The 18,922-nt window shown below is 68.8% G+C and carries 14 protein-coding genes and 1 pseudogene; 4 read left to right on the forward strand and 11 right to left on the reverse strand.

The features are described 5' to 3' along the window. Positions 1–2: 2 nt before the first annotated feature. The 6 genes from RNB18_RS49860 to RNB18_RS54235 form a co-directional block, all read right to left on the reverse strand. The gene (locus RNB18_RS49860) at positions 3–752 is read right to left on the reverse strand and encodes a hypothetical protein (RefSeq protein ID WP_311720762.1); all 750 of its coding nucleotides are present in this window, start codon (positions 750–752) and stop codon (positions 3–5) included. Further along, positions 749–2,386 (reverse strand): hypothetical protein, encoded by a 1,638-nt coding sequence (locus tag RNB18_RS49865; protein WP_311720763.1) that lies wholly within the window; start codon positions 2,384–2,386, stop codon positions 749–751. Before RNB18_RS49865 ends, RNB18_RS49860 begins: the two co-directional genes overlap by 4 nt. A gap of 662 nt (positions 2,387–3,048) precedes the next feature. Continuing rightward, the gene (locus tag RNB18_RS49870; RefSeq protein ID WP_311720764.1) at positions 3,049–3,774 is read right to left on the reverse strand and encodes a hypothetical protein; all 726 of its coding nucleotides are present in this window, start codon (positions 3,772–3,774) and stop codon (positions 3,049–3,051) included. A gap of 51 nt (positions 3,775–3,825) precedes the next feature. Then, positions 3,826–4,158, reverse strand: coding sequence for a hypothetical protein (locus RNB18_RS49875; protein WP_311720765.1), 333 nt, complete (start codon positions 4,156–4,158; stop codon positions 3,826–3,828). Between the two features lie 48 nt (positions 4,159–4,206). Continuing rightward, positions 4,207–5,619, reverse strand: a complete 1,413-nt coding sequence (locus RNB18_RS49880; protein ID WP_311720766.1) for a pentapeptide repeat-containing protein — start codon at positions 5,617–5,619, stop codon at positions 4,207–4,209. An 81-nt stretch (positions 5,620–5,700) separates the two neighbouring features. Next, a protein-coding gene (locus RNB18_RS54235; RefSeq protein ID WP_449657654.1) for an IS630 family transposase occupies positions 5,701–6,785 on the reverse strand; the annotation gives its coding sequence in 2 pieces (ribosomal slippage) (positions 5,701–6,339 and positions 6,342–6,785; 1,083 coding nt in all). A gap of 212 nt (positions 6,786–6,997) precedes the next feature. Here RNB18_RS54235 and RNB18_RS49895 point away from each other — a divergent pair. Beyond that, positions 6,998–8,212 carry a UDP-N-acetylglucosamine--N-acetylmuramyl-(pentapeptide) pyrophosphoryl-undecaprenol N-acetylglucosamine transferase gene (locus tag RNB18_RS49895; protein WP_311720769.1) on the forward strand — a complete coding sequence of 405 codons (1,215 nt, stop codon included), beginning with the start codon at positions 6,998–7,000 and terminating at the stop codon, positions 8,210–8,212. A 45-nt stretch (positions 8,213–8,257) separates the two neighbouring features. On the opposite strand, the gene RNB18_RS49900 is transcribed toward RNB18_RS49895, so the two are convergent. The 3 genes from RNB18_RS49900 to RNB18_RS49910 form a co-directional block, all read right to left on the reverse strand. Further along, complete coding sequence (locus RNB18_RS49900; protein ID WP_311720770.1) at positions 8,258–9,388, reverse strand: DegT/DnrJ/EryC1/StrS family aminotransferase; 1,131 nt, start codon at positions 9,386–9,388, stop codon at positions 8,258–8,260. Positions 9,389–9,450: 62 nt separating this feature from the next. Further along, the gene (locus tag RNB18_RS49905; protein ID WP_311720771.1) at positions 9,451–10,677 is read right to left on the reverse strand and encodes an ATP-grasp domain-containing protein; all 1,227 of its coding nucleotides are present in this window, start codon (positions 10,675–10,677) and stop codon (positions 9,451–9,453) included. Then, positions 10,670–11,689 carry a dTDP-glucose 4,6-dehydratase gene (locus RNB18_RS49910; RefSeq protein ID WP_311720772.1) on the reverse strand — a complete coding sequence of 340 codons (1,020 nt, stop codon included), beginning with the start codon at positions 11,687–11,689 and terminating at the stop codon, positions 10,670–10,672. Before RNB18_RS49910 ends, RNB18_RS49905 begins: the two co-directional genes overlap by 8 nt. 294 nt (positions 11,690–11,983) lie before the next feature. On the opposite strand from RNB18_RS49910, the gene RNB18_RS49915 reads away from it, so the two are divergent. Further along, positions 11,984–13,387 carry a sporulation protein gene (locus RNB18_RS49915; RefSeq protein WP_311720773.1) on the forward strand — a complete coding sequence of 468 codons (1,404 nt, stop codon included), beginning with the start codon at positions 11,984–11,986 and terminating at the stop codon, positions 13,385–13,387. Positions 13,388–13,507: 120 nt separating this feature from the next. Here the strand turns inward: RNB18_RS49915 and RNB18_RS49920 are convergent, their stop codons facing one another. Then, positions 13,508–14,896, reverse strand: coding sequence for an AbiJ-related protein (locus RNB18_RS49920; RefSeq protein ID WP_311720774.1), 1,389 nt, complete (start codon positions 14,894–14,896; stop codon positions 13,508–13,510). A gap of 388 nt (positions 14,897–15,284) precedes the next feature. Here RNB18_RS49920 and RNB18_RS49925 point away from each other — a divergent pair, with 388 nt between their 5' ends. Further along, the gene (locus RNB18_RS49925) at positions 15,285–16,211 is read left to right on the forward strand and encodes a protein kinase family protein (protein WP_311720775.1); all 927 of its coding nucleotides are present in this window, start codon (positions 15,285–15,287) and stop codon (positions 16,209–16,211) included. Between the two features lie 232 nt (positions 16,212–16,443). On the opposite strand, the gene RNB18_RS49930 is transcribed toward RNB18_RS49925, so the two are convergent. After that, positions 16,444–16,983, reverse strand: a complete 540-nt coding sequence (locus tag RNB18_RS49930; protein WP_311720776.1) for a GNAT family N-acetyltransferase — start codon at positions 16,981–16,983, stop codon at positions 16,444–16,446. Between the two features lie 319 nt (positions 16,984–17,302). Here RNB18_RS49930 and RNB18_RS49935 point away from each other — a divergent pair. Further along, positions 17,303–18,787: pseudogene (locus tag RNB18_RS49935) on the forward strand (NF041680 family putative transposase). Positions 18,788–18,922: the final 135 nt, after the last annotated feature.

The following is an 18,922-nucleotide window of genomic DNA, read 5'->3' on the forward strand; positions in this document are numbered from 1 at the left end:
GGTCAGTCCTCCTGTGCGAGGTGGGCGCGGCGCAGGTCGCACAGCGCGGTGAATGCCGCCGAGGCGGCTGCTTCGCGTACCTGGACGCGGAAGCGGTGGGCGAGCCGGTAGGTCCCCGGTCCGAGCTCGTCGGCGCGATAGGCCATGCCCTGATCCACGAGCCAGTCCAGCGCTTCCTTGAGCACCCGCTGGGTGCTCGACTGCGACAGCTGCCCTTTCTTGCGTGTCAGCTGGGAGGGCGGGAGCTTGGTGTACAGCTGCCAGGCGGCTTGGAGTTCGGGGTGCGGCACCGGCAGGCCGTCTGCGTCCACGGCTGCCTCGCGGAGCTTGGCGGTGAGCCGCCGCAGAAAGTCGTCGACATCCGTGAGCGAGATCCGCTTGACGCTTTCCTCTTCCAGATCCCCGGCCGTGGGGTAGGCGCGGGCGGCGATGGCGAGATGGGCGAGCCCGAGGACGAGGCGGTCGTTGACCCCCAGCTTCGGGTGGTCTTTGAGGCGATAGGACAGCCAGGAGCCCTCCCGGGGATGCAGGATGAGTCCTTCGCCCGTGTGCGCCTCCATCACGTCCAGGTCCAGACCATCCGCGGCGGCGTCCACCGCGTCGCGGAACGCTTGGTCCATCCGGTAGCGCTGCAGCAGGTCCCGGTACTGCGGGAACTGCAAGGGCCGAAGGCGCGGCTGGCATCCGAACCGCACCAGCACGGCCGCGTCGGCCAGGTCGTCGGGAGAGTAGGCATACGTGCTGGTGGTCATGCCAGGACCTCCAAGTCGTCCTCAGCGCGAGTGGGATCGGGAATCAGCGACTGCGCGGGAACGAGCAGCAGGTCACTGCCCGCGAGTGGACCGATGTCGAAGACGGCGCCGTCATCGAGCACCATCACGAGTTCACCGAGCAGGTCCGCCAGCTCGTCCGCGGCATCGTCCTCCTCGTCCTCCTCGGGATCGGGGGCATAGGCGCGCAGCACGGAGACAGCCAGCAAGTCCGCGGCCTCTGCCGTGTGATCCAGTGCCTGTTCGAGCAGCTGGGACAGCCGCACCGGAGTACGCAGCGCCTCCATGAGCACGGTGCGGGCTACAGCAAGGTCCTCCTGGCTGTAGGCAGAGAGCTCGCCCGGGTCGTCGGCGATCAGCTCGATGTCCTCGTCGGGCACTGCCTCCTGTGCTTCCCGGGCCGGGGCCAGCAGCGACGCCCACCAATCCTGAAGCCGCGGCTGATGTGAGACCACGGGACCGCCGACCGCATCGGCGAACCGACTCGCGATCACTTCGGCTTCCTCGATCCCGAGGCAGAGCAACGGCTCCAGCACGTCCTCCTGCACTCCCACGAGAGCCAGACGCGGCGGGGGACGGAAGCGCTGGTCGGCCTGGGACCGCAAGAACGCCGGACGGGCATCGATGATCTTCTCCAGCAGCTGCGTATGCCGCAGATGAGCCCGGCTCAGCAGCCGCAGGACCCGCTCACAGGTACGGCGGACGTCGGCGTCCTCCACCTCGTTGCGGACCCCGCGCATGTACTCCATCAGGTCGCGCTCCACCCGGTGGCGCTCACCGAGGTGTTCGCGGGACGCCGTCAGCAGCACGGGTACGTCCCGGCTCCAGTCCACCGCCCGCACATCGCGTTCGGTTTCCTCCAGTACCGCTCGCACCCGCTCGCAGTACATGAGGGACAGCTTCAGGCTCTCGGCTGCGCTCTCTTCCGCGCGTCCCCACCGGCCGCTCGCGACCTGGCGGCGCAGCATCGTGTCCTTCGCTGCCTGTTCGTCCTCCAGGTCGTGCTCCAGCCCGGACAGCAGCAGATTGATGGCCGGGGTCGTGGCCCGCAGCACGGCCTGGCCACGCCTGCCGATGCCTTCCTCCAGCATCCGCAGCGACAGCGTGACCCGGCTGTGTCCCGCGCGGTAGTCGCTGTAGGAGACCTCGAACTCCTCTCCGTGCTGCGCGTCATTCAGCAGCTCGCGCAGGACGAACCGGGACACCGCCAGATGCTCGGAGGCTTCCCGCTCGGGCGCCGCGCCCGCCGCGAGGGACGCGAGGAACTCGACCACCTCCCCCGTCGTCGCCTCCGCCTCCATCTCCTGCCTGCTCACCACCGCCTCGAGCGCGGCCAGGGCGAGTGTGCGGGGGTCGTAGAGACCGCGGGGGAAGCGCTGCCAGGCCTGGCGCTGATCGATCCGGTGCAGCGGGGCCCCGCGAGCCAGGACCGAACTGCGTCGGACGAAGCCAACCGCGGCCACGAGCGCCCGCCACTCATCAACGCCATCGGGAACTGTCGATGCCGAGGCGAGCAGCCGCCGCTCCTCGCGATCCAGATGGGCCTGGATCATCGAATCGCAGCCGTCTTCCTCCGCACGATCGAAGCCGTCGAGGAACGCTTTATGTTCTGCCATGTCGTCAGTGGAGCAGCAGGCACTGACAAACTATGCGATTAGCGGACCAATGGTTAACCGGTTTGGCGCGCAGCCAGATTGATGAAAGCTGAAGCTCTCACCCCAGGATTAACGGGGTCCGCAGCTACGTAGCACGCCCTCGATGACGCTGGCACCCACACTCTGACCGGCGGCATGGGGCTCTCGTCGCTTTCAGCGCCGGGGCTGCGGGGCCTGCCCGACCACGTGCCGGGAAGGACCCGCTGCTCGTGGGCAGCCAGTCAGGAAGCCTCTGCCGTACGGGAACGGGGAGGAATGCGGGACACGTGCAGCGCCTCGGTGAGACGGTGCAGGTCGAGCCAGTAGCGCAGGCGCACACCAGCCTGGCCCGTGCGGTCCATCGTTGCCCCTTCCCAGCAGGCGGCTCGCGGAATGCGGACGCGGACTCGGCGTCGACGTCGGCTGCCGCAAACTCCACGAGGACCCGCTTGGGCTCCGGCTGACCAGCCTGTTCATCTTCCTGCTGATCTGTGCGGTTGCCGCCGAGAGCACGACGGGCGGGAAGGGTGCGGGCCGACTGCCGCCCGTGGTGCGTGCGGGGACGGGCGAGGTGGTGGCGAGGATGATCTACAGCTGCTCGGCGAAGCTCGGGCCCGGAAACGGGATCTCGACCTCGGGGGTGCCTACGGCCGGTGATGGCTTCGCCAGGCCTGGCACAACGCAAGGAACTCCCCCTGCTGTTCGGCGAGGAGGTCCTCAGTCCGCTGCAGCTGGCAGTCCAGCAGGTGCACGCCGTCCTGGAAGGGCTCGAAGCCGATCCGCTGCCAGAGCTGGCCCAGCTTCACGGCGACGTCCCGGTGCTGATCAGCTGTCAGTTCCCGTCCGTCGGCGGAACCCGGCTCGCACGCGACCGCGGCGCAGCCCTGCGAGAGCCGGCGGATCGCGGAACCCGCGAGAACGGGTCCCAGTCCCACACCGCGCCATCCAGGATCCAGGATGACCCGGTCCATGACCAACAGGTCGCCGACCGGGTGCCCAAGCGTGGCCTGGAGGCCAGGGGCCCAGTCTCCGGCGGCGACGTCCAGGACCACTTCGCCGATGCCGGCCACGTCCCCGGTGTAGGAGTCCATCGCCTCGAAGGGGTGATCCGGGCCGAACATTCGCACCCGCACGAACGACATCCGGCCCACCGCGACGTCCTGCACCGCGTCCAACGCATCTTGATCCAGGTCACTGTGCACGGACAGTTCCTCGGCCAGGACGTCCGCGTCGATCCGGGCCGTCACCGTCCACACTTCCAGCGTGTCCTCGAACTCGTATACCTGGAGGGCGTGTTCATGCTGGTAGGCCAGGCTGATCAGCGACGGGTCGGCGACCAGCTGGGCGATCGCGGGAGCAACGGTGGTCACCGGCTCACCGTAGCGGCGGCATACGTCCGCCCGCCGAGCAACAACCGAAACTCACCCGCCCAGGCCGCGCGGACACGCCCGGTTCTCCCAGGGAAGCGCCTCGACCGATGCAGTGTCACCTGCTGCCAGCAGCCCGAAGAGCCGGAGAATCTCCTCACGGGCGACCTCGCGCATCTCACCCCCGCCCAGCGAATCGTCGTCCGGGTTCTCCCAGACCAACAGGCCGCCGTGGAACGCGCTGAGGCACCACCCGCTCTCATGGGTCAGCGACACGTCGGGGTGCTCGTCATCGGCATCCGCCAGGCCGTCGAGCACTCGCCTCATCGACTCCGGACCAGGCTCGTCGACCCTCCCGCCCATGACGTCGTACATGAAGTAGCTCACGGAACAATTACCTCACGCCGTGATCCGACGCGGTTCGGCCGAACTCATTTAGGGACCTGTCGGTTGCCAGGCTGCGGCCAGGATGAGTCCATCCGGGAGCGGAGCTCTTGCTGCCGGAATCAGCGCACGGGGAGCCGTGCCAGTGGCTTCGCTGAAGTCGACCGTGCCGCCGGAGAAGGTCGCCTCGGTGAAGATGGCTGCGCCGCCGGAGAACACCGCCTCACTGAAGTCGACCGTGCCGCCGGAGAAGGTCGCCGCGGCGAAGCCGACCGTGCCGCCGGAGAACGTCGCCCTACTGAAGGTGACTGTGCCCCCGGAGAACACCGCCTCGCTGAAGTCGGCTGCGCCGCCGGAGAAGGTTGCCGCCCTGAAGCCAACCCTGCCGTTGGAGAACGTCGCCGCGAGGAAGTCGGCCGCGCCGCCGGAGAACACCGCCCTGCTGAAGTCGACCGTGCCGCCGGAGAACACCGCCTCTCCGAAGCCGACCGTGCCGCCGGAGAACACCGCCTCTCCGAAGCCGACCGCGCTGCCGGAGAACGTCGCCCTGCTGAAGTGGACACTGCCGCCGGAGAACGTCGCCCTGCTGAAGTAGACCCTGCCGCCGGAGAACACCGCCCTGCTGAAGTAGACCCTGCCGCCGGAGAACACCGCCTCTCCGAAGTAGACCACGCCGCCGGAGAACACCGCCCCCTCGAAGCCGACCGCGCCGCCGGAGAACACCGCCCTGCTGAAGCTGACCACGCCGGCGGAGAACACCGCCCCGTTGAAGCTGACCGCGCCAGCGGAGAACACCGCCTTTGAGAGATCCCCGCCGTCGAACATGACTCCCGTGAAGTCGAAGTCGTGGCCTTGCCACGAGTGGTGATGTTCGAGGGGCAGACGGAGGTGATCTCGGATGAGCCGGATGACGGTGTGCCGGACTTCCCGCAGAGCCAGATAGGTGTGGCGGGCTTCCGCGTCGTTCGCCGGCAGGTCGGCTTCGGCGGTGTAGGGCAGTCGGAGGTACGCGCACAGGACGTCGATGCACGTCTGGCGCAGTTCGCGGGTGGGGGCGTCGTCGGCGAGTCCGGCCAGGGCGTGTACGCCGCCGAGGCGTACCGCGGCGGATTCGTTGCCGAGCTGGGAGACGGCGGTGGTGAAGCGCTCGGTGTGCAGGCGGGTGGCGTCGCGCAGGGCGCCGTCCTCGTCCACGCGTTGGCGCCGGTAGGCCACGACCAGGGCGACCAGGGCGCCCGCGCCAGCCACTACCCCGAAGGCGAGTTTGACCAGGTCGAATAGCGTTTTGGAGTCGACGCTTGGCTCGGGCTTCAACTTGTGTGCGCCTAGCAGGTCCCATCCGGCGTAGAACACGGCGGCAGCGACCAGGACCGCAACGGTGATGGCCAGGACCAGGACGATACCGACGGGCCACAGGCGCAGACCGCGCCGTTCGGCCTGGCGCCGGGGCAGACGTGGGTTCATTGCCGACAAGACTGACCGAGCGCACGATTGGTTGCAGCCGCCTTTACTGGCCCGCATCCCAATGTGTGCCGCACTGTGGTGCTACTGACCCTTTTGGTGTGATGTCGTCAAGGTGAGGCCGGTTTCGGTGAGGCATCCGTCAATGACGTTGCTGCGGTACTGGATCTGGCGAAGTCCTCTCCGGAGGGCGTGCAGCAGGTGGTCTGGGTCGGTGAATGCGGTATTGGCCTGACTGCTGCGTCGCATCAGTGACCAGATGCCCTCCACGGGGTTCAGGTCCGGTGCGTACGCCGGCAGAAAGCAGCTGGTGATCCAGTCCTGGGCATCGATGAACGCCCGCAGCCTGGCGTCCTTGTGCACGTTCAAATTGTCCCAGACAAGCACGATCGGCGCGTCGAGCTGTCGATGGGCGGCGATCAGCAGGTCGCGGTACTCGCTCCAGGTGAAACTTCGTCTGCCGCCCCGCTTGTGATCGACGTGCCGCTTGGGCCGGTAGATGAGGCGCGAGTGTTCGCCCTGCTTGTAGCAGGCCAGAGCGGCGATGGAGAACCGGCGCTGGGAACGTCCGCGGACCCGGATGACAGGTGTACGCCCGCGCCTGGCCCACGTTCGGGTCGTCGGCGGCGTCATCGAGAAGCCGGCCTCGTCTTCGAAGCAGACCCAGGCCCCGAGCGCCGCCGCGGTGTTTCCACCAGGGGCCAGGTTTCCTTCACCCAGCCGCTGACGGCTTTCTCGTCGCGCTCCACCGCGCGGCGGGCCGGGACCTGGTGGCTGAAGCCGTGCCGGTGCAGCATCTGCGCGATCGCCGACAACGTTATGCTCGTGTGGAACCGGCGCCCGATCAGGGTCTTGATCCGCGACAGCGTCCATGTCTGATCCGGCCAGCCGTGCGCCACCGGTCCTTTGGCCAGCTCCTGCCCCAGCACCGCGAAGAGCGCTTGGCTGAACTTGGGCCTGGACAACGGCCCCTTCGAAGCCAGGGCCCGCTCTCCACCGTCCTCCCAGGCCCGGCGCCACCGCTGCACGGACCGCACGCTGACACGTAACTCACGGGCGACCGCGGCATTGCCCTGCCCAGCAGCGAACAACTCGGCCGCCTGCAACCGAATGTGCTCACGAAACGCCTGCCGCTCGGCGGTCAGCCCGCCCCCTTGCGGATACCTCATACCAGCGGCCTACCGCAGCACACACGGCCTGTCAGCTACGACATCACGCCAACAAAGTCAGTAACCGCCAAGCTATCCAGCCGGTGCCCTAACCACGGGGTGCTATAGGTGATCCCTTAGACAACTCCCGCAGCCGTGGCACGGTTCGGGTCCTCCCTCGGGTCCGCTACGGTACGAGGCAGTCTCCGCCGTACGGGCCAGATGGGATCTCCTTGGTGAACAGTGCTCACGCCGCCGCTGATGATGGCTTCCGGTTGGTAGTGACGGGCGGCGGGACCGGGGGGCACACCTATCCCGCTCTGACCGCCGTTCGGGCGCTCCAGGACCGGCTGGCGGTGTCCGGCCGGAGGCTGGAGACGTTGTGGATCGGTACGGAGGACGGGCTGGAGGCGCGGGTCGCGCCTGCCGAGGGGATCGCGTTCACGACGGTCGCCACGGGCAAGATCCGCCGGTCGTCGAATCCGCTGAAGATGCTGTCGGCGGCCAACGTGCGGGACATGGCGCGGGTGCCGCTGGGTGTGGCGCAGGCCCGCAAGGCGATCTCGGACTTCCGGCCGGACGTGGTCCTGGCGACCGGCGGCTATGTGGCCGTTCCGGCCGGGCTGGCGGCTCGCCTGTGCCGACGGCCACTGGTGTTGCATGAGCAGACGGTGCGGCTGGGTCTGGCCAACCGTCAGCTGGCCGGGTCGGCGACGAGGATCGCGGTCTCTTCGGAGTCGACGTTGGCGCTGCTGTCCGCGGAGGCGCGCTCGATCGCCGTGGTGACCGGGAATCCGGTACGGCCGCAGGTGCTGTCCGGGCAGGGACAGAAGGCCGTCGACGCGCTGGGGCTGCGGGGGTTCGACGGCCGCCGGCCCACGGTGTACGTCACCGGTGGCGCCCAAGGGTCGCAGCAGATCAACACGGTCGTGGCCGAGGTCCTGCCATGGCTGCTGGAGCACGCGAACGTCATCCACCAGTGCGGGCCCGACCACGTCGAGACCCTGCGCCAGCGGGCAGCATCCTTGCCGGTGGAGAGTGCGGGCCGCTACTACGTGAGCGGATTCGTCGGCGCGGAGCTGCCTGACGTCCTGGCGCTCGCGGACGTGGTGGTCTCGCGCAGCGGGGCCGGCACGCTCGCCGAGCTGACCGCGCTGGGCAAGGCCGCCGTGTTCATCCCCCTGGCCACCTCGGCGGGCAACGAGCAGGTGCACAACGCACGCCACTTGCAGGAGTCCGGGGCCGCGGTCGCGCTGGAGGGCGAGGTGACCGCGCAGCGGATGCGGGACGCGCTGGGCCCGCTCCTTGCCGATGCCCACCTGCGGCAGGCGATGGCGGAGCGGGCCCGTGCACAGGGCCGTCCGGATGCGGCCGACCGGCTCGTGGACGTGATCCTGTCGGCCGCTCAGGCAGCTACGGCAGGTGCCGGGCAGCACCGTGCTCGATGACCTCCACGCGGGCGGCGAGGAGACGGCGTGGTTCTATGCCGCCGGTCACCGGGCAACCGCCTTGCGCAGTGCGTCCACGACGGCGCTCACGTCCTGCTCGGTCATCGCCGGGTGGAACGGCAGGCTCATGATCTCCTCGGCGGTCTGCTCGGTCACGGGCAGTGGCCGGTGCCACGGCGCGAACGCGGCTTGCAGGTGGTTGGGCGGGTAGTGCACGCCGACGCCGACGCCCCGGGACTGCAGGTCCGCGAAGACCGCATCCCGGCCCCGCACGCGCACGACGCAGTTGAAGGGGACGGTGTGCTCGACGTCGACGTCGACCAGGGCCACGCCGTCGATCCCGGCGAGAGCGTCGCGGTAGGTCCGCCACAGATGCGGCCGCTTGGCCTCGATCTGATCGAAGCGGGCGAGCTGGGCCAGGCCGATGGCCGCGTTCAGCGCCGACATGGGGTAGCGCAGGCCGAAGGTGTCCACGCTGTAGGTCGTCGAGCGGATCCGGTCGGCCTGTGACTGGCGGATGCCCAGCATCCGCAGCAGCCGTATCGTCTCCGCCTCCTGCGGGGTTCGGGGGATCACGGCGCCGCCTTGCCCGCAGGTGAGGTTCTTGATCGGGCCGAACGAGAAGCACGTCAGCGTGCCCGACGCGCCGAACGCGCCGATTTTGCGGTCGCCGTGCCAGGAGCCGAAGGCCTGCGCCGCGTCCTCGACGACCGTGATGTTGTGCCCGGCGAGCACCGGTGCCGCGTCCGTCAGGTCGACGGCCCGGCCGCCGTACAGCACGGGCATCACCGCGCGGGTGTCCGGGGTGAGGGCCTCCAGGACGCTGGCGCCGGTGACGCACAGCGTGTCTGGGTCGGTCTCGGCGAACCGGGGGCGGGCGCCTGCGGCCACGATCGCCTGGACGCTCGCGGCGAACGTCAGTGAGGGCACCACGACCTCGTCGCCGTTGCCGATTCCGGCGGCCAGCAGCGCCAGGTGCAGGGCGGCGGTGCCCGACTCGACGGCCACGATCTCGGGCACGTTGAGGTAGGCGGCGACCTTCCGCTCGAACTTCTCGGTGATGTCGCTGTGGCCGTACTGCCCGGACTTCAGCACTTGGGCCACGGCCGCGGCTTCCCCTCCGTACAGGTATGGGCTGGCGTTGCGCCGGACGGCCAGCCTCGATGGACTGGTCACGAGATCCTCCTCGGTCTGCGTTGTCGGCATGCTGGGCGCCGCGCTCCGGCCGGTGCTGGTGATCACTGCGTGTCTTCGGTCGGCCGGATCACCGGCCGGATCAGGGCAGTGGCCGCGTCCAGGGCTGCAGAGGCGTCCGCAGCCGTGGCTCCGGCGGCAACGATCAGGCCGATCTTGTGGCCGGACTGGTCATGCGGTCGTACGAGATCTCCCGGCTGGGCGTACAGCTCGACGTCGGTGATCCCGGGGAGGTTGCGGGCTTCGGCGACGCCTTCCCATGCGATCAGCTCGCCCTTCACAGTGAGCGGCGAGCCGATCAGTTCCAGCGCCGCATGGGCGGCGCGTGTCGGCGCCAGGTGCTCGCCGAACGGTTCGCCCAGCGCGAGCGCGATGAGTGCACGCACGACGTGAACGCCGTAGGCGGCGGTGAGCAGTCGCGGAACGCCGTCGCCGCCGAGGCGCGCGTTGGCCTCGATGATGCGTGCGTGGCCGTCTGTGCCAAGGACGGCGTCGAAGTTTGCCGGTCCGTCGGTGATGCCCAGTGCACGGCACAGCCGTTCGACGGTGGCCTCGATGCGCTCGCGTGTCGCCGACGGCAACTGGGCGGTGCGCAGCCGCTTGACGACGAAGCCCCCGCCGACGAACTCCTTGTCCTTGATGCAGGCCATCACTGCCCTGCCGTTGTGCATGAAGACCTCGATGGCCAGGGGGCGGCCTGGAACGAACTCCTCGGCGATCACGGTCCGGGAGGCGGAGTGGGAGCGGGCGCAGGCGACAGCGGCGGGCAGGTGGTCAGGATGGGTGACGTGGGTGACGCCCTTGCTACCGGAACCGTCTACGGGCTTGACCATGATGGGGAAGCGCAGCTGCGTCGCCTTCGTGACGACCTCGTCCGGGTTGTCGGAGGCGGTCCATCCGTATCCGGTGATGCCGCAGGATGCGGCGATCTCGTGGAAGGCGGCCTTGTCGCCGGCCGCGAGCGCGCTTCCGGGATACACGTAGGCGGTGCCGTAGTGCAGCGCCAGGGTGTGCCAGCTGGCGAGGGCGGCGTCGCTGGCACCGCACACGATTCCGGCGGGCCGTATGTCTCCCAGCGCGTCGGTGATGGCGTCGGTGTCCCGCGTGGAGATCGTCAAGGTTGCGTCGGCGAACGGAAACGCGGGGGCGTCCGACCGCATGTCCACCGCGATGGTGGGGATTTGCCGACGTCGCGCCTCCGGGTAGAGCGGGATCTGTTCCTCCGATGCGCCCAGGACGATCAGTGCGCCCTGCGGCCAGTTCTCAGGCATGCTCAGGCTCCCGGGTGGCGTCGAGGATGACGTGCGGAGGTGTGACGGCGCAGGCGCGTGGGGGCGGCGTCCAGCGCCGGTGGTGGTGGCGGTACCACTGGACGGTGTCGGCCAGGGCCTCGTGGAAATCGCGGCGGGGCTCGTAGCCGAGCTGGGCGATTTTGTCCCAGGCCATCGAGTACCGGATGTCGTTGGCGCGGCGGTCGGGGATGTACTGGATCGCGTTCCAGTCGGCGCCGCACAGGCGCAGCAGTTCCCCGGTCAGCTCCCTGCTCGTCAGGTCCGTTCCGCCGCCGATGTTGTAGACCTCGCCGGGCGTGCCTGCGCGGAGCACCAGGTCGATGCCGGCGCAGTGGTCGCTGACGTGGAGCCAGTTGCGCACGTGCTCGCCGCGGCCGTGCAGGGTGACCGGTTCGCCGCGCAGCAGGCGGGTGATGAACAGGGGGATGATCTTCTCTGGGTGCTGGGCGGGCCCGAAGTTGTTGGAGGAGCGGGTCACGCACACCGGCAGCCCGTAGGTGCGGTAGGCGCTCAGTGCGATCAGGTCGCTGGCGGCCTTGGTGGCGGCGTAGGGCACGGTGGGCCGCAGCGGGTCGTCCTCGGTGGCCGTCCCGTCGGGCAGCGGCCCGTACACCTCGTCGGTGGAGACGTGCACGAACCGCTGGATGGGGTGCCGGGATGCGGCGTTCACCAGGATCTGGGTGCCCAGCACGTTGGTCTCGGCGAACAGCGCTTCGCCGGCCAGGGAGCGGTCGACGTGGGATTCGGCCGCGAAGTGCACGACGTGGGTGTGTGAGGCCATGACCTGGTCGACGACCGCGGTATCCAGGATGCTGCCGTGGACGAACGTCAGCCTGGGATCCAGGAAGGCCTCGCCGAGGTTTTTGACGTGGCCTGCGTAGGTGAGGGCGTCCAGCACGGTGACGCGGGCGGTGGTGTCGGAGCGCAGCAGCGACTTGACGTAGTGGGAGCCGATGAATCCGGCACCGCCGGTCACGAGCACAGCGTTCATGAGCATGTCCCCTTCCATGAGGGTGCGAGACGGGGCGGAGCGTCGCCTGGGTGCAAGGAGGGGACCGGGTCAGGTTCGCGTCCTTGCGGCTGTCCTGAGGGCCGCTCCGAACTGGAGTGCGATGACGGAATGAAACGCTGTCTCTCGCGCCCCGCACAGGCTCACGAAGGGGGCACACAACGGGGAAACAACCCCAGCCGCAGGCCAGCGGCTCGTACGCTCGAAATGCCCAACTGGCCCTGCCCGGGTGGCGTATCCATCCGGCCACGGCCCGGTCTTCAGGAGGCGTCTTCCATGCAGCGCAGCGAGCAGCCGGCCAGGACGGCGAACCAGGAGCTGGCCCAGCTGATCGAGGCGGCCGGGATGAGCCATCACGCGCTGGCACGGCGCATCAACCTGCTGGCCGAACGCAGCGGAATCGCCTTCTCCTACACCCATACGAGTGTCGCGAACTGGACCAGGCGCGGCATGGTCCCCCGCCCGCCCGTCCCCGCGTTCATCGCCCAGGCGCTGGCAGAACGCTTAGGACGGCCCCTCGACCCGGCCGAGATCGGCATGCCCGAGATACGCGAGAACCCCGAAGCCGTCGGCTTGGATTTCCACCGGGACGCTCACGAGGCCGTCCATACCGCCACACGATTCTGGAGCACCATGCGCCGCCGTACCTTCGTGACCGCCCCCTTCGCCATCGGCGCCTACAGCACACCGGTCACCCGGTGGCTCGCCGTGCCCGCCGACCCCACCGCCGCTCATCCCGGGCGCCACCGCGTCGGCCGCCGCGACCTGGATGCGCTGTGGGCGGCCGCCGCCGACGCCCAGCGCTCGGACTCGAAGTACGGCGGCGGCACCGGCAAAGCCTCGACAGTGACCAGCTTCCTCAATGAACGCGCCATCCCGCTCCTGCGCGGCGACTACACCGACGCCGTAGGCAAAGAGCTGTACGCAGGCACCGCCGAACTGGCGCGCGTCGCAGGCTGGAGCGCCCTGGACATGGGCCATCACGCCCTGGCGCAGCGGCACTTCATCCAGGCCCTGCGGATGGCCCGCGCTGGCGCAAGCCTCGCCGTGGGCTGTCACGTCCTGACCAACATGGCCCTCCAGGCCACCCTGCGTGGCTATCCCGACGAGCCGGTGGACATGGCACAGGGCGCCTACGACCGCGCCCGCCACCGGGCAGCCCCCCGCGTCCTGGCCTTCGCCAAACTCGTCGAGGCCCGCGCACACGCCCGTCTCGGCGACGCCCCCTCCGCGGCTGCCGCGCTCGTCTCCTCCGAGCGGCTCCTGGAACAGGCCGACGCCGAACCCGGCGACGAACCCGCATGGATCCGCTACTACACCCCCGCACGGATGGCAGCCGACGCCGTGGAGATCCACCGGGACCTGGGCCTGCCCGCCGCCGCCCTGCGCTGGAACAACCGGGCCGCACCCATGCCCGAAAGCGCCTACACCCGCTCCGTCGGCCTGCGCATGACCGTTCTGGCCACCGCGCACCTCCAAAACCGCGACCTCGACCAGGCCCTCGCCCACGGCCAGCGCGCCGTCACCATCCTCAGCCACGTACGCTCCACCCGCGCCACCGACTACCTCGCCGGCGTCGTACGCGCCATGGCACCCTGGCGCCGCGACCCCCGCGTCATCGACCTCTCCCACCTCGCACACCAGGCCATCGCCCTCAGCACGACCGGAACCGCCCGCTAAGACGGCGCGTGGGCTCTCATCCAGTGACTCATCTTCCTCCCGCCCGAGTTGAGGGCGTGAGGCCACCCGGGCCGAATTGACGAGTCACGGCAGTTCGCTCCGCCGCAGGTCAGTTGCGTGCTAGGAAGGCTCGTTGGATGATCGGTCGAGGAGGGTTCGGAAGAACTCTGTGACGACGGGCCGGGCCTGGCCGCGGTCACGAAGCTCATCGTGGCCGAACCGGAAGACTTCGTATCCGCGGAACTTCAGGTCCCGATCGCCAGCCATGGTGGCAGCGTACTTCGCGCTGTCGGGCACGGTTCCCTCCTTGCGCGTGTAGTGCTGCATGCCGTCGACCTCCAGTACGACCCGCCGGTTACCCGGCAGCAGCATGAGGAAGTCCATGCGCAGATTCTGCAGAGCAAGCGCACCTCGCTCACGGACCGTCCTCGGATCCCAGTGAACCCATATCTCCGGAAGGAGAGCGGGGACCGCACTCAAGTCCTCCCGGTAGATGTTGTGGTAGAGCCAGAACAGATTCTTCTGCCCGTCGGACTTCGGAGGCAGGGACGAGTCCATGCGGTCGAAGAGGGACCAGGTCGCCCGCTCCGGGTCACTGATCTCCCGGGTCTCCTGCCACCAGGCGAGCAGCTCACGCCACAGCAGCCCGTTCTTGCCGACCGGCCGGTCATAGACGAGGACCTGATCGGAGCGTTCTGCGATCTCGATGTCGTTGTCGAGGGCGCTCGTGAAGCGGATGTCGGGCTTGCCCAACGTGGCGAAGATCAGATTCCGCGGCCGCCGGCCCGTTCCCTGACCGGACTGGACGAGCTGGAACAGCGGATAGCCGTCCTGTTCTCCTTCGAGGCGCAGCTGCGCGCCCACGGGCTGCAGATGCTTGTTGACCAGGTCAACGAAACGGTGCTGGGCCTGCTCGTCGGGCAGGGTGGTAGGGGACGCCAGTCCTTCGAGGAAGTGCCCGAAGCGAGGATCAGGGGCTTCGAAGGCGTGCAGCTGCTCGAAAAAGTACTCGGTCGTCCAGTCCTCCTGGAACCTGATCACGTGGCGCTGGATCTCGTCGCGCAAGGCCGGTGCGGAATCGTTCCACGAGCCCCGCAGATCGTCGCCCAGATCCCAGACTCGGTCTAGCAACGCCATGAAGCGGTCGGGGTAGTTGAGATGACCGGACAAGTCGAATTCCCTCGCCAATTCACGCCGCGTGCGGCCCGGGATCCGCACGTGGGGGCGCCCCAGCCACAACACGTCCTCCAGCCGGTTGCGCTCCCATGCTGCCAGCGGCTGACTCTCGAGAACGGCCTCAGCGACCGCCTCCAGGCCGTCGTCGGGACAGGCCTGCAGACTGGCCGACAGACGCTGGTGTTTGCTGTGGCCCTCCTCAGGAGGCGGCTGGGGCAGGCGGAGCCGCTCGCAGAGTGCAGGCAAGTCCTGATGGCGGTGATGTTCATAGGCGGCAGCGAGGAACTCGTCGATCAGACCACGCAGTCGCGGCACGTCCATGTGATCAGCCATCACACGATGATGGGACAGTCGAGCACTCCAATCCATGCCTTCTCACAAATGGCGCCTGCCCAGTCAGGTCGCAGGACATCGTCGGAGCCGTGCGAGGTCTGCGCCGCGGTCAGGTGCCGACGCTCGCTCCCGGGCGACCACGTAGGTGCAGCGGACTGCTTCGGGCCGTGTCGTTCCCTCTCGTTGATCCGCTGGGCCGCTATGGTTTTGGGCTGCGGCAGGATGCGCACGCCGCGAGCCTGCGTCCGGTACCCCGCACCGGTCATGCACCAGGCGAAGGACACCGGAACGGAAACGGTTCCAGGGACGGTCCCGCACTTGTTCGCCCATGCCCGCGCGTCGTCGACTCTGCGGGGCGGCGGGGGCCCTGGAGCGGAGATCGATCCTCATGACCAAGTCCGGTGCGAGCGGCCCCAAGGCCCGCGCCCGCAAGGCCCAGCAGGCGGCCGGCGTCCGCTACACCCAGGTCCGCCGCGCGGCCTTGCCCTCCCGCAACGGGCGCACGGTGCAGTTCCTGCTCGAGGACCGGTACGAGCTCAGCACGCTCGCGGTGCAGATCGCGGCCGCGTGGGCGCTGCAGGGAATGCGGGTGTTGCTGGTGCACGAGTACAAGCCGTCCGGGATCGGCATGGAGCTGTACTCACGGCGTGCCCGGGAACGCAAGGCCGCCGAGCAGCGGCTGCAGGAGTGGCCCGGGTACCGCAGCACCCTGCTGTGGAAGGCCGGCACCGGCCGGGACCAGGGTGGGCTGCTGGTCGAGCAGCACACCCCCTGGTCGACTCCGCCCGCCAACCCCAAGTACCTCACAACCGACGACAGCCCGCTCCGCGACGCATTGCAGTTGGGGCGCCGCCACTTCGACTGCATCGTGCTCATGGGCCGCCCGACCTGGCCGCACCGCGAACTCGTGGACCACTTCGTCGTGCTCGCCGCCACCAACGGTGCGCCGGTCGCCGAGACCCTCACCCACGGCGCCATGCCCGAAGAACGCCGAGAACATCCGCTCACACCCGAGCAGAGCGCTGCGCTGCTTCGCGAGCGCCACCTCAACTTCCTCCACCACCGCCCCACCGCATTCCTCGGCATGATCAGCGGCAGCCGCCAACTTCCGGCCGCCGAGCCCAAACCCGGCTTCATCCACGCCGTCGAAGCCAATATGACTGCCGCCGGCATCCCTCTCCTGGGACACGTACACGTCGGCCACCACGACCTGGCCACCCACGCCCGCCGTACAGACCAGGCAGCTCTGGTCGTCGCCTCCCCACTCGACCCTGGCGTCGCGCAGGCCGCAAAGACCATCACGAACCGCTGGTAGCCATCGGGGCCTGCGCCCAGCGTGAAACCAGATCCAACGGCCTCGGGGCACGCGATCGCGGAATGAACGGTGGCGTCAACCAGGAGAGCTGAGCTTGTCATTTAAGGTCCGGCGTCGAACGCGGCTCGAACTTGGTCGGTGGACGCACAAACGGCAAGAACCAGACAGCCGATCTACCTAGGAATGCCCTCGTTCGGCGAGATTGCCGCACGAGCCTGATCCCGTGGCTTCGTCAATCGGACGGCGTGGCCGGGGACCGCATGCCGAGCCACTGCTCGGCGTCCCAGGCATGGAACCGCTCTACCTCGGTGAACCCCAGCTTTGCCACGAGGCGCATCGAGGCGACGTTTGCGGTCTGGGTAGCGAGCACCACCGGCTCGCCGGGAAAGACGCTGTCGAACCAGTCGAGTGCCGCCGCGCACGCCTCGGCGGCGTATCCAAATCCCCACACCCGCGGCAGGAACAGGTAGCCGAGATCGACCTTTCCGGCCGCAGCTGGACGATGGTGCTCCGGTTCCCTCACCAGCTGAATCTGTCCGATCATCGCCCCGTCGAGATCGACGACGAAAGTACCGGGCCGCCGCCCAGGCACCTCAGGCACCTCGCGCTCAAGCTCGTCACGCGGCCGGGGGCCGCCGAGGTAGGTGTGAACCTCTGCCGAAGAGTGCAACTCGATGAACGCCGCACGGTCCCGGGCCTCGGACTCACGGAGCACGAGCCTCTCGGTCCTGATCGGGGCAGGTGGCCAGGCGACGGGCCCGAGCTCAGTCATGCCAGTTAGCCAATCAGCAGGCTCGGCAGCGATCAAGACTCTCAGACCGATCCAGCCACCGGCCCAGGCCCCAGCTCGCCAACGGGCCGGGCATTACATCAACCACGGCTCCGCCAGCGCGCTGGCGGAGCCGCTTCCATGAGAGGAACGTCCGTGACCAGCACTCTTGACATGCTTGGAGAGCTCGGAGAGTGCGGTCCGGTGTCGAACGCCGCTCGAACTTGGTCGGTGTTTTCGCAGTTCAGCAGACGTGAACGCGGCCTCCGTCTGATCCTTTGCTCCGTCACAGAGGCAGAGGAACAGTACGAAGGCCGTGGTCATGAGTCTGGTGTGCCCAGGTGTCCTGCGGGACGCGTTCGCGGAAGTGTCACGCTTCCGGACGGAGTTGTACGAGTGTCTGATTGCCCGGGGCGACGCGCTGTTCGAGTAATGCGACGCCTTGTTGTGCACGGACGGACCGGTGCGGACGCTCGTCGATCTGGCGCTCGCCCCGGAACACCGCCGCGGGCACGGGGCCCTCTACGGCGGCCTCAACCAGGGGCAGATCGACGTCGCGCGGCTGCGTCGGACCCTGGTGTCGACGCCGCTACCGAGGGCTGCGGACGGTCGGATCGTGCTGGCCGCAGACATCTCGCCGTGGCTGCGGCCGGACGCCAACACCTGCCCTGACCGGGCTTTTTGTCACACGTTCGGCCGGGGCGAGGGCAAACACCAGATGGTGCCCGGCTGGCCGTACTCGATCGTGGCCGCGCTGGAGACGGGCCGCACGTCGTGGACGGCGGTGCTGGACGCGGTCCGCCTCGAGCCTGGCGCTGACGTCGCCGCGGTGACCACCGTCCAGATCCGCGAGGTCGTCGAGCAGCTCGTTGAGGCCGGCCAGTGGAAGCCGGGCGACCCGCACGTCTTGGTCGTGCTGGACGCCGGATACGACGCGCCTCGCATCGCCCACCTGCTGGCTGACCTGCCAGTCGAAGTCCTCGGCCGGCTCCGCTCAGACCGGGTGATGCGCCGTCCGGCCCCCTCCCGCAACGAGTTCGCCCTGGCCAACCCCCTGGGCGGCCGGCCACTCAAGCACGGTGGCGAGTTCGTCTTCGGCGATCCCTCCACCTGGGGCGTCGAGCAGGCCGTGACGGTCACCGACACCCGCCTCTACGGCAAGGCGACCGCGCGGGCATGGGACCGGCTGCACCCAAGGCTCACCCGGCGGGCGGCCTGGATCGAGTACGACGGACCACTGCCTCTCATCGAAGGCACCGTCATCCGCCTCGCCGTGGAAAAGCTGCCGTCTGGCGGGGTGAACAAGCCGGTCTGGCTGTGGTGGTCGGGCACCGGAGCCAGCGCGGCGGACGTCGACCGCTGCTGGCAGTCCTTCCTCCGGCGTTTCGACCTGGAGCACACGTTCCGCCTGCTCAAGCAGACACTCGGCTGGACCAAGCCCCGGCTTCGCAGTTCGGATGCGGCCGACCGGTGGACCTGGTTGGTGATCGCCGCCTACGCCCAGCTCCGGCTCGCCCGGCCGCTGGCCACCGACCTCCGCAGGCCCTGGGAGAAACCGACTGAGCCGAACAGACTCACCCCTTCGCGCGTCCGACGAGGGTTCAGGAACCTGCGCACGAAGACCGGCTCTCCGGCCAGTGCGCCGAAACCTGCAACACCCGGCCCAGGAAGGCCCCTTGGTTCGAAGAACCGCCGTCCGGCCACCCGCCACGACGTGGGCCGCGTCCTTGCGACCGGCGAGGCATACAGCCGCCCTGCCCATCACAAAGTGGGCACGAAACCACGGAGAGTCAACGTCGATCGTTAAATGACAAGCTGAGCTTGTTCTTTATCTACCAAGATCTTCCAGGCTTGCCGATGGCCGTGAGGGTCTCGGGGCGTTTGACGGTCTTGCCGACGTCGTAGCGGGGGGCCCGGTGTTTGTTCTTGGCGCCGGGTGGCC

The sequence above is a fragment of the Streptomyces doebereineriae genome, from assembly GCF_031845645.1.
Taxonomy (GTDB): domain Bacteria; phylum Actinomycetota; class Actinomycetes; order Streptomycetales; family Streptomycetaceae; genus Streptomyces; species Streptomyces canus.